We start from the raw sequence: 15,353 nt of genomic DNA, 5'->3' as shown, positions 1-15,353 counted from the left end.
AAGTGCACATGATCAGCGTTTTCGACCTCTTCAGCGTGGGCATCGGCCCGTCCAGCTCGCACACGGTGGGACCGATGCGGGCGGCCCGCACCTTCGTGACCGGGCTTAAGGCCGACGGCCTGCTCGCCGACGTCGTCCGGGTGCGCGCCGAGCTGTTCGGCTCGCTGGGCGCCACCGGTCACGGCCACGGCAGCGGCCCGGCCGTGCTGCTCGGGCTGGAGGGCGAGGCCCCGGAGACCGTCGACACCGACACCGTCGCTCCCCGGGTGGCCGCGATCCGCGCCGGGCGGCGGCTGACCCTGCTCGGCGCGCAGGAGGTCGACTTCGACCCGGACCGGGACCTGGTGCTGCACCGCCGCCGGTCGCTGCCGTACCACCCGAACGGGATGACCTTCGCTGCGTACGACGGGGGCGGGGCGCTCCTGCGCGAGCGGACGTACTACTCCGTCGGCGGTGGGTTCGTGGTCGACGAGGCGGCGGCCGGGGCGGACCGGATCGTGCCCGACACCACCCGCGTGCGGTTTCCGTTCGGCACCGGGGCGGAGCTGCTGGCGGTCAGCGCCGGCAACGGGCTGTCGATCAGCGAGGTGATGCTCGCCAACGAGCTGGCCCGCCGCACCGAGGGCGAGGTGCGGGCCGGGTTGCTGGACATCTGGCGGGTGATGCGGGAGTGCGTCGAGAACGGGTGCGCCCGCGACGGCGTACTCCCCGGGGGGTTGAAGGTGCGGCGGCGGGCGGCGGAGCTGCGGCGCGGCCTGGAGGCGGACGCCGCGAGCGCCGACCCGCTGCGGGTGATGGACTGGGTGACCCTGTTCGCGCTCGCGGTCAACGAGGAGAACGCGGCCGGCGGGCGGGTGGTGACCGCGCCGACCAACGGCGCGGCCGGCATCATCCCGGCGGTGCTGCACTACTACACCCGGTTCGTGCCGGGGGCGGACGAGGCGGGCGTGGTCCGGTTCCTGCTGGCGGCCGGGGCGATCGGCGTGCTGTTCAAGGAGAACGCGTCGATCTCCGGGGCCGAGGTGGGCTGCCAGGGCGAGGTCGGCTCGGCGTGCTCGATGGCCGCCGCCGGGCTGGCCGAGGCGCTCGGCGGCACCCCGGAGCAGGTGGAGAACGCGGCCGAGATCGGCATGGAGCACAACCTGGGGCTGACCTGTGACCCGGTCGGGGGCCTGGTGCAGATCCCCTGCATCGAGCGGAACGCGGTGGCTAGCATCAAGGCGATCACTGCGGCCCGGCTGGCGCTGCGCGGCGACGGGGTGCACCACGTCTCGCTGGACAAGGTGATCAAGACGATGCGCGAGACGGGCGCCGACATGAAGGTCAAGTACAAGGAGACGGCGCGGGGCGGCCTGGCCGTCAACGTGATCGAGTGTTGAGCGGGCGAGGAGGCGGGCGGTGACGTCTGGCGTCCGGGCGGCCGGCCCGCAGGGGCCCGCCGCCCGCCTGTGGGCGCACCGCAACTCGCTGCGCATCCTCGTCCGCCGCGACCTCGCGGTGAAATACCAGCAGTCGGTGCTGGGCTACTTCTGGTCGCTGATCGAGCCGCTGGGCATGGGCGCGATCTACTGGTTCGTCTTCGGGGTGCTCTATTCCGGCGACACGAGCCGGCACCTGGGGCAGGCCGCCGGGTCGTACCCGCTGTTCCTGATCACCGGCATCTTCGCCTGGATGTGGACCAGCTCGGCGCTGAGCGAGGCGACCAACGCGCTCACCGGCCAGGCCCGGCTGATCACCACGATGAACGTGCCGCGCCAGGTGTTCCCCATCGGCCGGATCACCGGCCGGTTCGCCGAGTACGCCGCCGGCCTGCCGATCCTGGCCGCCATCGCCGTCGCGTACGCGGTGCGCGGCGAGGTGCACCCGGGCTGGTCGGTGCTCGCCCTGCCGCTGGCCGTGGCCGTGCAGGCGGTGCTGCTGGTCGGGCTGGCGCTGCTGCTGTCGGCGCTGAACGTGTTGATGCGCGACATCGAGCGGTTCATGCGGCTGGTGATCCGGGTGCTGTTCTACGCCACCCCGATCATCTACCCCCTGAGCCTCGTGCAGGAGTCGACGCTGCCGGGGTGGGTGAAGACCGCGTACGAGCTGAACCCGCTGGTCGGCATCTTCCAGCTGCACCACGCCGTGTGGTATCCGGACCAGTTCCCCGACGCCCGGCTGCTCGTCACCACGGTCGTGGTGAGCGTGCTCGTGCTGGTGGCCGGCTGGTGGGCGTTCCGGCGGCTCGAACCCGCCGTGCTCAAGGAGCTGTGATGACCGCCGATCCGATCATCGAGGCGGACGGGCTCGGCATCCGGTTCGTCCGCAACCGGCGGCGGCAGCTGCGGCTGCGCGAGTTCTTCATCCGCCCCGGCGGCCGGGGCACCGACGGCCGGTCCGCCGACGACGGGCGGTTCTGGCCGCTGCGGGACGTGTCGTTCCGCGTCGCGCCCGGCGAGACGCTCGGGGTGGTGGGCCGCAACGGCACCGGCAAGAGCACCCTGCTGCGGCTGATCGCCGGGGTGCTCATCCCCGACGAGGGGAGCATCCGGGTGCGCGGCGACGTGGCCCCGCTGCTGGAGCTCTCGGCTGGCTTCTCCAACGACCTGACCGGGCGGGAGAACCTCTACCTCGTCGGCGGCCTGCACGGCCTGTCGGCGCGTTACCTGCGGAAACACTTTCATGAGATCGTCTCCTTCGCCGGCGAGCAGGTGGAACGGGCCATCGACACGGCGGTGCGGCACTACTCGTCGGGGATGAAGGTCCGCCTCGGCTTCGCGATCATCTCCCACCTGCCGCACCCGATCCTGCTCATGGACGAGGTGACGGCGGTCGGGGACGCGGAGTTCCGCGAGAAGTGCTATGCGACGATCGAGAGATTGCTTCGGGAGGGACGCACACTCGTGCTGGTGTCACACAACGAAAAGGATCTGACCCGGTTCTGCCGTCGGGGGCTCTACCTCGACGCCGGGCGGCTGACCGTCGACGGGACGATCGCCGAGGCGCTCGACGCGTACCACGCCGCGGTCGCGCGGTGACCGTCGCGATCGTGCTCGCCGCCGGAACGCCGGCCGCGGGCCAGCCGACAGCGGCCGGGGACACGCTCGGGGACACCCTCGCCGACCGGCTCGCCGAGCAGTGGCACCGGGCCGGGGTGACCCACGTGCGGCGCGCCGCGAACCTGACCGAGCTGGCGACGCTTGTCGACGCCGCGACCGGGCCGGTGATCGTCAGCGGGACGGACCTGGTGGCGCACACCGCCGTACTGCGGCACCTGGCCACCAGCCCGGTGGGCCCGACGGTGGCCCTGGTGCTGACCGACCCGCCGGCCCCCGGCCAGGCCGTGGTGCGCGAGGAGCGCGGCCAGGTCGTCGACGCCGGCCCGGACGGGCGGCTCGACGGCGGGCAGACCGGGGTGTTCGGCGGCGCGCTGCGGGTGGGCCGCGACGACCTGCCCGCGCTGGCCGCCGCCGCCCGCGCCGCCGTCGCGGGCACGCCGATTGCGGGCATGCCGATCGCCGACACGCCGATCGCCGGCACCGACCCGGCCGCCGTCGCGGGCACGCCGCCGGCCGCCGGGCCCGAGGCGGCCGGGTCCGCCGTGGACCGGCTGTTCACCGGCCTCACCGCGCTGGGCACGCTGACGTTCGCCCATCGGGTACGCCTGCTCGTCGCCCACCGGGTCGCCGACCCGGCCGGGCTGGCCGCCGCCGAGGCCGCCGTCGCCGCCGTCGACGAGGACCGGGCCGAGCTGCGGCTGTCGGTGAAGGAGAAGGACGACTTCTTCACCACGTTCTTCGTCAGCACCTGGTCGCCGTACGTGACGAAGGTGTCGGCGAAGCTCGGCCTGACGCCGACCGGGGTCACCGCGATCTCGGTGCTCTTCGCGGCCGTCGCGGCGGTGCTGTTCGGCGTCGGCGGCCGGCCGGCGCTGGTCACCGGCGCGGTGCTGCTCTACCTCGGCTTCATGCTGGACTGCGTCGACGGGCAGCTCGCCCGCTACACCCGGCACTTCAGCGCGTGGGGCGGCTGGCTGGACACGATGGCCGACCGGGCCAAGGAATACCTGGTCTACGCCGGCCTCGGCTATGGCGCGACGGCTGCCGGGTTCCGCTACGGCTGGGCGCTGGCCGTGGCCGCGATGACGTTGCAGACCGTCCGGCACATGACCGACACGTGGTACGGGGTGCTGCACGACGAGGCCGCGCGCCGGCCGAAGGCCGTCGGCGGGGGCGGCGGCGGGATCGGCGACCGGCTGAACGCCGCGTCGACCCGGGTGCAGGCCGACACGGGTTCGTTGTCGTACTGGCTCAAGCGCACGGTGGTGTTCCCGATCGGGGAGCGGTGGGCGCTGATCGCGCTGACGGTGGCGCTGTTCGGGCCGCTGGTCAGCCTCGTCGCCGTGCTGACCTGGGGGGTGTTGGCGTTCGCGTACACGGGTGCGCTGCGCACGCTGCGGGCCCGCTGGATGTGGGTGCCGGTGCTGGACACGGTCGACGCGACCCTGCATCGCGACGACGGGCCGATCGCGGCCCGGTTCCCGGTGCTGCGGCCGATGGGCCCGCTGACCCTGGCGGTGCTCGGGGCGCTCGGCCCGGCGGCGCTGCTGGTCGCGGCGGGGCTGCGGGTGCGTGCCGGCGACGAGGCGGGCGGGCTGGCCTGGGCGGTGCCGGTGGCGCTGCTGGTGCTGCTGGTCGCCGCGCTCGGGGCGGGGGCGGCGCACAACGGCCCGCTGGACTGGCTGGTGCCGGCGGCGCTGCGGGCCGGCGAATACCTGTTCGCCATCGCCGCCGGCGTGGTCGGCGGGGCCCCCGCGTGGGTGGTCTTCGGGTACGTCTTCGTGCTCACCCTGCACCACTACGACCTGACCGCCCGGCTGGAGAAGCGGCAGGCGGCCCCGCCGCTGCACGGTGCCACGCTGGGCTGGGAGGGGCGCTCGGCGGTGCTCGCGGTAGCGGCTTTCGCCGGTTTCGCGGGGATTGCCATGGCTACACTCGGTGCGTACCTGCTCGTGGTTTTCGTCGGGAGCGTGGTCCTGGCCTGGGTCGTCCTGCCCGCCCGCGCCCGGCGGGGCGTGGGGGTCCCGGCGGGCGGCGAGGTCCGCCAGCCGGGCTGACGTGAGGGGCCGGCCGATGACGCTGATCAGCTTCGTCGTACCGGCCTACCGGGTGCAGGCGTATCTGAGCGAGTGCCTCGACTCGATCCTCGGCCAGCCGTTCGACGACGTCGAGGTCATCGGCGTCGACGACCACTCGCCGGACGGCAGCGGCGACATCCTCGCCGACTACGCGGCCCGGGACCACCGGGTGCACGCCGTCCGGCTCGACGACAACGTCGGCCTCGGTCCGGCCCGCAACGTCGGGCTGGACCGGGCCGGCGGCGAGTACGTCTGGTTCGTCGACGGCGACGACTGGCTCGCCCCGGACTGCCTCGCCGAGGTGGCCGCCCGGCTGCGCCGGACCCGCCCCGACGTGCTGCTCGTCGACCACGTGCGGGTGCGCTGGGACGGGCGGGCCACCCGCAGCGCGCTGGCCGACGTCCTCCCCACCCCGCCCGGCGAGGAGACGTTCCGGCTGGCCGAGCGGCCGGAAACGCTGCGGCTGCTGCACACCGCCTGGAACAAGCTGGTGCGGCGGGAGTTCCTCGTCGACCTCGGGCTGCGCTTCGAGCCCGGCTGGTACGAGGACGTCGCGTTCAGCTACCCGCTGCTGCTGGCCGCCGAGCGGATCGGGGTGCTCGACCGGGTCTGCCTCAACTACCGGCAGCGCCGGGCCGGGGCGATCACCCGCACCCGGGGCGACCGGCACTTCGAGGTCTTCGTCCAGTGGCACCGGGTGTTCCGGTGGATGGACGGGCGGACGCCGCCGGTCGACGGCCTGCGGCCGGCGGTCTTCGAGCGGATGATCTGGCACTACCTGACCGTGCTCGGCAACGGCGAGCGGATCGCCCCCGAGCTGCGGTCGGCCTTCTTCGACCGGATCACCGCCGACCACGCCCGCTGGCTGCCGCCCGGCGGCTACCCGGCCCCGCCCGGCGTGGAGGGGCTCAAGCACCGGCTGGTCGCCGCCGGCCGGTGGCGGACGTTCAGCGCGCTGCGGGCCGCCAACCAGGCCCGGGAGGTCGCCGGGCGGCAGGTCCGCCGGGGCAGGCCCGTTGCCCGCCGGGCCGCCCGGCTGGGCCGCGACGCGGTGCTGCGCGAGTACTACCTGGCGGAGCTGCGCCGGCCGCTCGACCCGCACCTCGCCGTCTACGCCGCCTACTGGTTCCGGGGGTACGCCTGCAACCCGGCCGCGATCTACGAGGCGGCCCGCCGGCTGGCCCCGCAGGTGCGCGGGGTGTGGATCGTCCGGCGGGACCGGGTCGCGTCCCTGCCGCCCGGGGTGGAGTACGTCGTCGCCGGCACCCGCGAGTACCACCGCGTGCTGGCGCGGGCGACGTGGCTGGTCAACAACGTGAACTTCCCCGACTTCGTGCGCAAGCGCCCCGGGTCGGTGCACGTGCAGACCCACCACGGCACCCCCGTGAAGGTGATGGGGCTGGACCAGCAGCGGTACCCGGTCGGCGCGGTCGGGATGGACTTCGCGAAGCTGCTGCGCCGGGTGGACCGCTGGGACTACAGCGTCTCGGCGAACAGCTTCTCCACGCAGATGTGGGAGCGGGCGTACCCGGCCGCGTACACCACGCTGGAGGTGGGCTACCCGCGCAACGACCGGCTGGTCACCGCCACCGACACCGAGGTGCGCGAGGTGCGCGCCCGGCTCGGCCTCGCCGCGGGCGACCGGGTCGTGTTGTACGCCCCGACGCACCGCGAGCACCTGCCCGGCTACCGGCCGCCGTTCGACCCGGAGCTGCTGCGCGACGCGCTCGGCCCGGCCGGGGTGCTGCTGATGCGCAGCCACTACTTCGCCGACCGGGACCGGCGGCGGCCGGTCCCCGGTTCCGGGGCGGCCCCCGGCCCCGCGCGGGTGCGCGACGTCAGCGGGCACGACCGGGTGGAGGACCTCTACCTCGCCGCCGACGTGCTGGTCACCGACTACTCGTCGGCGATGTTCGACTACGCCGTGCTGGACCGGCCGATCGTGGTCTACGCGCCGGACTGGGAGGCGTACCGGCTGGCCCGGGGCGTCTACCTCGACCTGCTCGCCGAGCCCCCCGGCGCGGTGACCACCAGCTTCCCCGGCCTGCTGGACCTGTTCCGCTCCGGCGCGGTCGACGCCGAGCCCGCCACGGCGGCCCGCCGCCGGTTCCGGGAGCGGTTCTGTGCCCTGGAGGACGGGCATGCCGCCGAGCGGGTCGTCCGGCGGGTGTTCCTGGGGGAAGTCGGCTGAACCGCAGGTTCATGTAATAGGTCTGTCACGAGCCGAACATGGCACGTTTACCCGATGTGCGGCGTCCATGATCCTGGTCACATTCATTCGGGGTTCAACCGAGGGGCTGGGGAGGAGACGGTGACAACCGTCGCGCTCAAGGATGTGACCAAGGTATTTCAGGACGGCACAGTAGCCGTCGACAAAATAAATCTGGACGTGAACGACGGGGAGTTCATGGTCCTGCTCGGCCCGTCGGGTTGTGGGAAGTCGACGGTGCTGCGGATGATCGCGGGCCTGGAGGACCCGACCGCCGGCGCGGTGCTGCTCGACGGCGAGCTGGCCAACGACCTGCCGCCCCGGGACCGGAAGATCGCCATGGTCTTCCAGGACTTCGCCCTCTACCCGCACATGACGGTGGGCGACAACATCGGCTTCCCCCTGCGGCTGGCCGGGGTGGACCCGTCGCCGCGCGGGGAACGGGTCGCCGACGTGGCCAGCGCGCTGGGCATCGGCGACGTGCTGGGCCGCAAGCCCAGCCAGCTCTCGGGCGGGCAGCGCCAGCGGGTCGCCATGGGCCGGGCCATCGTCCGCCGGCCGGGCCTGTTCCTGATGGACGAGCCCCTGTCGAACCTCGACAGCGGCCTGCGGGCGGAACTGCGCGCGGAGATCTCCGCCCTCACCCGCGAGCTGGGCGTCACCACCATCTACGTCACCCACGACCAGGCCGAGGCGCTCACCATGGCCGACCGGGTGGCGATCATGCGCAAGGGTGTCCTCCAGGACGTCGGCACCCCCACCCAGGTGTACGGGCGGCCGGCGACCCTCTACGTCGCCGCGTTCCTCGGCAGCCCGAGGATGAACCTGCTGGAGGCGTCGGTCTACGTCCACCTCGACCGGTACGTCGCGCTGAACCTCGGCGAGCAGTCGCTCTACCTGCCGTGGGACGACATCCGCAGCCGGGCCGTCGCGCACTACCACGGCGAGCGGATCGTGGTCGGGATGCGGGCCGAGGCGCTCACCCCGGTCGCGCCGGACACCCCCGGGCACGTCCTGCAGGGCCGGATCCGCTACCTGGAGCACCACGGCCACGAGTCGCTGGCGTTCCTCGACATCGGGGCCACCGCGATCGTGGTCGACGAGATGGGCAACCGCGCCGAGGAGACCAGCGGCGGCCAGCGCGGGCTGCGCCGGTTCGGGCAGGTCATGCAGCGGCTCACCGGGCGCTCCGGTGACGCCGAGGAGGCCCCCGCCGGGTCGGCCCGGAGCGGCGGCGGCAACCGCACCAGCGTGCTCAACGACCCGGGCCGGCACCACCGCCGCCCCGCCGAGCTGGCGGTGCGGCTCGCCCCGTACCCGGCGGTCAGCGCCGGGCACCCGCTGGCCATCTCCGTACGCATGGACGCCCTGCACTTCTTCGACGAGCGCGGCGACCGGATCGACGTGGGCTGGCGCTGAGCGGCCCGTTCCGATCCGCTCCGGCGCGGAGCGGGGTGGCGGGCGGGGCGGGCGGTGCCCTACGGTCAGCGGACCTCGTCCACTGAGCACAGTGTGAGAAAGGGGTCAGCCCGTGTCGGGTGACCGTCCGAGCCCGCTCGTCATCGAGCGCATCCTGCGCGACCGGCAGGGCATCTGGCAGCAGATCGTGGCCGACCGCGACCTCAACGGCCTCACGCTGCGCATGCTGGCCAGCTCCGGCGTCGCACTGGCCTGCTACGGGGCGGTGCTGGGGGCGTTCCACAGCGTGCTGATGGCGCTGACGTCGGCGGTCAAGCTGCCACTGCTGTTCCTGGTCACCCTCGCCATCTGCCTGCCCACGCTCTACCTGTTCAACCTCGTGTTCGGGGCCCGGCTGTCGGTGCGGCAGTCGCTGGCGCTGGTGATGGTGGCGATCACCGTCACCTCGATGCTGGCCGTGGCGTTCGCGCCGATCAGCCTGTTCTTCCTGATCACCGCCCCGGACTACGGCTTCTTCAAGCTGCTCAACGTCGCGATCCTGACGCTGAGCGCGGTGGTCGGGCTGCGCTTCCTGACCGGCGGGATGCAGGTGCTCAACGCCCACGGCCTGCTCGCCCCGGCGGCGGCTCCTTCCGTCGCTGCCCCGGCCGGCGTCCCGGCTGCCCCGGCCCTTGTCCCGGCCGCGCCGGCTCTGGCGGTGCCGGCTGTTCAGGTGACGCCGCAGGCCGTCGGTCAGCCCGCCGCCGAGCCGATGGCGGTCGGCGCGAACGGCGCGAGCGCCGCGACCCCGGCGGTCCCGGCCACTCCGGCAGTTCCCGCCGCCCCGGCCACTCCGGCAGTTCCCGCCGGCCCGGCTGCCGCCGCCCCGGCGAACGGGGCCGGCGAGCCCGCCGCGCCCGTACCCGTCGCGGTCGGCGTCCCGCCGCAGCAGATGGTGGCCGGGCAGCACCTGGTGCCGGCCGGGCCGGGCCTGCTCCCGCCCGGGTATCCGGCGCAGCAGCACCGGCAGTGGCCGTACCCGGCGGCCCGCCCCGGACCGGACGCGCAGCGCCCGGCCAGCATGACCCTGCTGTACGTGTGGATCCTGCTCTTCGGCTTCGTCGGCACCCAGCTCGCCTGGACGCTGCGCCCGTTCTTCGGCAGCCCCGGCGAGGGGTTCGCGCTGTTCCGCAGCATCGAGGGCAACTTCTACGCCGAGATCATCCGCACCCTCGGCAACCTCTTCTGACGCCCGTCCGCGCCACCGGTGGCCCCGGTCATGGGGGGTCGGGGGTGGGTGGGCGGCGGCGGTACGGGCCCCAGGCGACGAAGCGGGCGTACAGGTCGGCGGGGGCGGGGCCGTCGTCGGGGTTGAGCCGGTACAGGTCCCGGGCCGCCTCGTAGAACATCCCGCACAGGTAGATCGACAGGCCGATCGCGTTGCCCGCGTAGTCCGCCTTGAGCAGCAACCGCGCCTCGGCGCACGGCCACGGCTGCCCGCACGCCCGGCAGCACCACAGTGGGCGCAGCGGGGTGTGCGGCGTGGCGTGCGGCGGGTACGCCCGGGGGCGGTCCGCCGCCGGCCCGTCACCGGGCTGCGGGAGCTGGTGGCTGATCACGTACGTCTCCTTTTCTCGCCGGGAGGGGCCCGCCCCGCCGGGGGAATGGCGGGGCGGGCCCGTGCGGTCGCGCCGCGTTCCCGGGGGTGGAAGCGGCAGCGGCCCCGCTGTGTGACAGTCTGCTGATCGCGGTACTACTCTCAGAAGTCTTTCCGCTCCCACCAGCCCGGCCGTCCGGATCGGCCGGGGCGTGCGTGCAGAGGTGTGCAGATGAGCCATCGGATCCCCATGTTGGAGCTGTTCGCCGGCGAGCTGCGCCGCCTGCGGACGGGCGCGGGCCTGTCGCAGGAGGCCCTCGGCGAGCGGGTCAACTACTCGGCGTCGCTCGTGGCGGCGGTCGAGCAGTGCCGCCGCCCGCCCCGGGAGGAATTCACCCAGCGGTGCGACGACACGCTGGGCGGCGAGGGGCTGCTGGTGCGCATCCGGGACACGCTGGTGCGGGAGAGCCTCATGCCGTGGTTCCGCGAGTGGGTGACCATCGAGCAGGAGGCCACCACGCTGCGCAGCTTCCAGCCGCTGGTCGTGCCGGGCCTGCTGCAGACCGAGGGGTACGCCCGCGCGCTCTACGAGGGCGCGGCCCAGCTCGTCGGCGAGGCGATCGAACCGCCCCTCGCCGCGCGGCTGGCCCGGCAGGCGGTGCTCGACCGGCCTGCCCCGCCGCAGCTCGTGGCCGTGCTCGATTACACCGTGCTGGAACGCCCCGTCGGCGGGCCCGCCGTGATGCGCGAGCAGCTGCGGCACCTGGTCGAGATGGGCCGCCGCCCCCGGGTGCACCTGCACCTGGTGCCGCGCGGCACCGGCGCGTACCCGGGGCTCAACGGCGCGTTCGTGCTCGCCACCCTGCCCGAGGCGAACGACGTCGGTTACCTGGACAACCAGTTGCAGGGCACCATCGTGGAGCGCACAGTGGACATACACTCGCTGCGGCAGGTGTGGGAGTCCGTGCGGGCGGAGGCGCTGCCGCACGGTGCCACGCTCACGGCGATCACGGAGGCGGCAGAGGCATGGACCTGACCGGCGCGACCTGGCGCAAGAGCTCCCGCAGCAGCGGCAACCAGGGCGACTGCGTGGAGGTGGCCGACAACCTGCCGGGGGCGGTCGCGGTGCGCGACAGCAAGGACCGGCGGGGCCCGGTGCTGGTGTTCGCCCCGGCGAGCTGGGCGGCGTTCGTCGCCCACGCGAAGCACCGCTGAGGCACGCGCACCGCTGAGCCGCCGCCGCCCGCCAGGGGCGTTCGGGTCAGGGCCGGTCGAGGGCGCGCGCGACGGCGGTCAGCGCGTCGGCGACGAGCCGCTCGTCCAGGGGCCGCGACACCGAGGTCACGGTGAGCGTGACGAGGTTGTGGCCCACCCGGACCATGACGAACGCGCTGCTGCCGGTGATCTCGTTGACCCCGCTGCCGACCGAGAGCCCATAGTCGACGCGCCAGGACTGCTCGCCGACCGCCGGCGCCGGCCGGGCGCGCACCGCGAACCGCACGGGCGGGCCGTCGTCGTTGCTGCCGGTGAACCGCCGGCACGCGGCGCGGTCGGCCTCCGCGGCGGCGAACACGGAGGCGGGCACCGGCTCGGCGTACGAGGCGACGGTCACCTTCGCCGTGGTCGACGCGATGCCGACCTGGCCCGGCGGCGTGGAGTAGCGCGCCTCGGCGGCTGCCCGCTCGCCGGGCTTCAGCCCGTCGAGGTAGGCGTCCCGGGCCAGCGGGCGGCAGGCGGCCGGCTCGATCCGGGACTCGGTGGCCGGCCCGGCCTCCTCGGAGACCCACGACCTGGGCAGCGCCGACCGGACCGCCCGCGCGACCTTCCGGGCCTCGGTGCCGGTGAGCAAACGACCGGCTTCGGCGGAGGTGCCGACGGTCGGTGGCCCCGTGCGCGCCGGATCCGTGGTCGTCGTCGGAGCGGCGGGGATCGTCCCGCCCGCGCCGGGCCCCGGCGAACCGGCCGGCGCGGCGGTGCCGGTGCCGGTGCCGTCCGGCGGAGCCGACGGGAGGGCGGCGGGCAGCGGCACCGGCGCGTAGCTGCCGGGCACTCCCGGGCCGAGGACGACCCCGGCCAGCAGGCCGATGACCAGCCCGGTCGCCGGCACGACCAGCCGCCCCGGCAGCGCTGGGCGGTCGGGCGGCTCCGGAACCCGGCCGGGCGGCACGGCGCGGGCCGGGCGCAGCAGCAGGACGGCCGACGTGAGCGCCGCCAGGAACAGCAGCCAGACCAGGGGCGTCCCGACGGCGAGTCGCAGGGCCAGGGCGTCGGCCGAGCGTCCGGTCACGGCCGAGTGCGCGTACTGGAGGAAGCCGGCCAGAACCGTCGCGGACCCGGCGGCGAGCAGCCCACGGGCGAGGGCCCGCGGGCCCGGCCTCGTCGCGGTCGCGAGCAGGACGACCCAGCCGGTCAGGGCGCAGAGCAGCCACCGCGCCTGCGCCGCGCGGAGCGCCTCGTCGATGGTCGCGGGCGGATCGAGTTGGGTACGCAGGATCGCGGCGGTGCCGCCGACGAGCGCGGCGAGCGCGACCACCTGCGCCTCCATCGACCCGGCAACCCGGCGCAGTGCACCCGGTCCGGTGGGGAGCAACCGCGCTGCGAGCAGCGCCAGCAGCGCGAGCGCGGCCGGCCAGCCGGCTTTCGGCAGCGAGTAGACCAGCCAGGCCCGGAACGCTTCCGGGAGGTCCGTGTGCAACACCGCAGCGAGTAAGGGCAGCGGCCACAGCAGGACCGCCGTGGCGGCGATCGCCACGAGGTGCCCGGCGAGCCGCCCCGCAGCCCGTGCCGGGCCTGCCGCGGGCCTCGGCCCGACCAGCACGGTCGCGAGGGCCACGCAGAGGCCGGCCGCGCCCGCGCCCAGCGCTGCGGAAGCGGCGGCGAACAGCAGGCCGTCCGCCGTCCCCGGCGTCAGGAACAGTCCGTTGGCCCCGGGCAGGGGGAGCATCGCCGTGCCGAACGCGGCCACGAACAGGCCGGTCGCCGTGCCCGCGACCGGCCGCCACCACGTGGCCGGCACTCCGGTCCGCCGGGCCGACTCCGCGCGGCGGAGCAGCGACGGCAGGAGCCCGCCGACGAGCAGCGCGGCACCGACCCAGGCGGCAACCCCCGCAGGCAGCCAGCCCTGCGCCGCGTAGTGCATTTCCCGGGTGACGTTCGCGGCGGCGGCCATCGCCACGACGGTCACCGCGCCGACGGCCAGCCCCTGCACCAGGTCACCGTCGCGCACGCCGTACGGACGCCGCAGCGCCCGGACCCGGTCCAGCGGCCGGGGATGGTGGGCGAACGGGCGGCGCAGCGCGGCGGCCACCGGGTTGCCACCCGGTGCGGTCCGGGCAACGGCGTCGGTCAGCAGCGTGGCCAGCGCGTCCGCCTGGCCGGCCCGGGCCGCGTGCCGGTCCGCCTCCCGCTCACGCATCCGGAGCAGGCTGGCCGCCAGGAGCGCGACCAGGCCCGCCAGGAGCAGGACCGTGAGCAGCGAGCCACCCAGGAGGGCGACCGTTGCTCCGGGGTCGACCTGCGGCGGCCCGTCGCCGAGTGGGAACATCAGCCGGTTGGAGGCGACCTCCACGAGTACGCCGGCGGCGATCGCGGGCACGGGCAACCAGACGAGTCCCCGTACGGCGGCCACCCAGGTCACGTCGCGGGCCCGCACGTGGGCGAGCTCGTGCTGCACGACCGGGTCGAACCGGGCCGGGTCGCGGTACGCCACGGCCACCCCCGCCGGGAGCACGACGAGCGGCCGCCGGCCGACGACCCCGATGGTGAACGCCTGCCGGACCGGCGGGCCGGCGATGAGCAGGCGTGGCCGATTGCGGCCGGTCAGCCCGTTGTCGTCGCAGAGCACGGCGAACCGGTCGGCCGCCCCCGGCACGGCGAACCGGCCCCGGTGCCGGCGCAGCCGCCACTGGTCGACCGCCGGCACCAGCAGCAGCAACAGGGCCGCGCCGGCCAGCACCACGCCCACCGCCCCGAGCATGACCAACCCACGTTCTCGGGCCGGACCGGCCATGCAGTCGGTGAACCCGGGCGGGACGGGATTTGTGGCGGTCGCCCCGTATGCCAGCTCGCACTCGGCGAAGGCGGCTGCCCAGGGCAGGCTCCACGCCCGGTTGGCGAGGAAGAGCAGGTCACCCGCCCTGATCCCGACGGCGACCAGCGCCGCGACGACGAGCAGGTACAGCCAGCCCAGCCGGTACGGCGTGCCGCCGTCGCCGTCGTGACCGGGCGTCGTCGTGTCGCGGTCGTCGGGTGGCGTCGTGTCGCGGCCCTGGGACGTCGTCGTCGGGTCGCGGTCCTCGGGTGGCGGGGGCTCGTCGCGGTCCTGGGGTGGCGGGGGCTGGTCGCGGCCCGCCTCGGGTGTGCCGGCCGGCCGGGTCACCGGTCGCCCGGTGCGGCCAGCGCGCCCACCAGGGCGTCGGCCAGCAGATCGGCCGCGTCCGCCGGCAGGCCCAGCGCGAGCGCGTGCCGGCGGCACGCCTGTTGGAGTGCGGCCACCTGGGGGCCGGTCAACCCGAGCCCGTCGGCCGGCCCGGTGTCTGCCCCCGGTGCCGTCGGTCCGGTGCCGGCTGCGGGTCCCGCCGATCCGGTGGCCGGTCCCTCCGGTCCGCTGGCGGCCTTCGCGGATTCGCCGGCCGGCCTCGTCGGTTCGGGCGCCTCCGTCGGTTCGGGCGCCTCCGTCGGTTCGAGCGCTTCCGTCGGCCCGGCCGTCGTCGCGTCCCGGCCGCGGCGTCGCAGCCACCTGGCCCGGAGCCCCGCGCCGGCCCCCGTCACGCCGAGCACGAGCACCTCGGTCACGGCGGCGGACGTGGCCTGGAGGAACAGCTCGCTGACGAGCGCGGTGTCGATGCCGAAGCCGACCGCGCTGCCCGGGGCCTCCTGCTGCCGGGCCCCCCTCGCGGCCTGTTCCCGCCAGCCGGCGGCCACCCCGTCGAACACCTCCAGCTCCTCCGGGGCGTAGCCGGTCACCGCGCGGCGCGCGGCGTCGACGACGAGGGCTGCGGCGCGCTGCTGTGCATCGATCACGCTCCCCATCG

General features: G+C 74.9%; 12 protein-coding genes. 9 read left to right on the top strand and 3 right to left on the bottom strand.

Going from position 1 to position 15,353, the window contains the following annotated elements:
- The first annotated feature begins 8 nt into the window (after nucleotides 1-8).
- From ACVMYR_RS01430 to ACVMYR_RS01400, 7 genes are all read left to right on the top strand, one after another.
- Nucleotides 9-1,379, top strand: a complete 1,371-nt coding sequence (locus ACVMYR_RS01430; RefSeq protein ID WP_457120924.1) for an L-serine ammonia-lyase — start codon at nucleotides 9-11, stop codon at nucleotides 1,377-1,379.
- 19 nt (nucleotides 1,380-1,398) lie between these two features.
- Entirely contained in the window at nucleotides 1,399-2,253 is an 855-nt protein-coding gene (locus ACVMYR_RS01425) for an ABC transporter permease (RefSeq protein ID WP_396788856.1), read from the top strand.
- Entirely contained in the window at nucleotides 2,253-3,017 is a 765-nt protein-coding gene (locus tag ACVMYR_RS01420) for an ABC transporter ATP-binding protein (protein WP_396788857.1), read from the top strand. Before ACVMYR_RS01425 ends, ACVMYR_RS01420 begins: the two co-directional genes overlap by 1 nt.
- Nucleotides 3,014-5,095, top strand: coding sequence for a DUF5941 domain-containing protein (locus ACVMYR_RS01415; protein ID WP_457120923.1), 2,082 nt, complete (start codon nucleotides 3,014-3,016; stop codon nucleotides 5,093-5,095). The genes ACVMYR_RS01420 and ACVMYR_RS01415 overlap by 4 nt, the downstream gene beginning before the upstream one ends.
- A 16-nt stretch (nucleotides 5,096-5,111) precedes the next feature.
- The gene (locus ACVMYR_RS01410) at nucleotides 5,112-7,307 is read left to right on the top strand and encodes a bifunctional glycosyltransferase/CDP-glycerol:glycerophosphate glycerophosphotransferase (RefSeq protein ID WP_457120922.1); all 2,196 of its coding nucleotides are present in this window, start codon (nucleotides 5,112-5,114) and stop codon (nucleotides 7,305-7,307) included.
- 120 nt (nucleotides 7,308-7,427) lie between these two features.
- Complete coding sequence (locus ACVMYR_RS01405; protein WP_457120921.1) at nucleotides 7,428-8,744, top strand: ABC transporter ATP-binding protein; 1,317 nt, start codon at nucleotides 7,428-7,430, stop codon at nucleotides 8,742-8,744.
- Between the two features lie 112 nt (nucleotides 8,745-8,856).
- Nucleotides 8,857-9,972 (top strand): hypothetical protein, encoded by a 1,116-nt coding sequence (locus ACVMYR_RS01400; protein WP_457120920.1) that lies wholly within the window; start codon nucleotides 8,857-8,859, stop codon nucleotides 9,970-9,972.
- 28 nt (nucleotides 9,973-10,000) lie between these two features.
- On the opposite strand, the gene ACVMYR_RS01395 is transcribed toward ACVMYR_RS01400, so the two are convergent.
- Nucleotides 10,001-10,342, bottom strand: coding sequence for a hypothetical protein (locus ACVMYR_RS01395; protein WP_043961577.1), 342 nt, complete (start codon nucleotides 10,340-10,342; stop codon nucleotides 10,001-10,003).
- 210 nt (nucleotides 10,343-10,552) lie between these two features.
- Here ACVMYR_RS01395 and ACVMYR_RS01390 point away from each other — a divergent pair, with 210 nt between their 5' ends.
- Together ACVMYR_RS01390 and ACVMYR_RS01385 are read left to right on the top strand one after the other, a co-directional pair.
- A complete protein-coding gene (locus tag ACVMYR_RS01390) occupies nucleotides 10,553-11,356 on the top strand; it encodes a helix-turn-helix domain-containing protein (protein WP_457120919.1) in 804 nt (267 codons plus the stop codon).
- Nucleotides 11,347-11,535: a DUF397 domain-containing protein gene (locus ACVMYR_RS01385; protein ID WP_077935810.1), complete on the top strand. Its 189-nt coding sequence runs from the start codon at nucleotides 11,347-11,349 to the stop codon at nucleotides 11,533-11,535. The genes ACVMYR_RS01390 and ACVMYR_RS01385 overlap by 10 nt, the downstream gene beginning before the upstream one ends.
- A gap of 46 nt (nucleotides 11,536-11,581) precedes the next feature.
- Here the strand turns inward: ACVMYR_RS01385 and ACVMYR_RS01380 are convergent, their stop codons facing one another.
- Both ACVMYR_RS01380 and ACVMYR_RS01375 read right to left on the bottom strand, forming a co-directional pair.
- The gene (locus ACVMYR_RS01380; protein WP_457120918.1) at nucleotides 11,582-14,698 is read right to left on the bottom strand and encodes a M48 family metalloprotease; all 3,117 of its coding nucleotides are present in this window, start codon (nucleotides 14,696-14,698) and stop codon (nucleotides 11,582-11,584) included.
- On the bottom strand, nucleotides 14,695-15,342 hold the full coding sequence (locus ACVMYR_RS01375; protein WP_457120917.1) for a hypothetical protein: 648 nt from the start codon (nucleotides 15,340-15,342) through the stop codon (nucleotides 14,695-14,697). Before ACVMYR_RS01375 ends, ACVMYR_RS01380 begins: the two co-directional genes overlap by 4 nt.
- Between the last annotated feature and the right edge of the window lie 11 nt (nucleotides 15,343-15,353).

This window comes from Micromonospora sp. PTRAS2 (assembly GCF_054052245.1).
The sequence above is the reverse complement of the archived record's forward strand: the minus strand, read 5'-3'. Positions and strand labels throughout refer to the sequence as shown.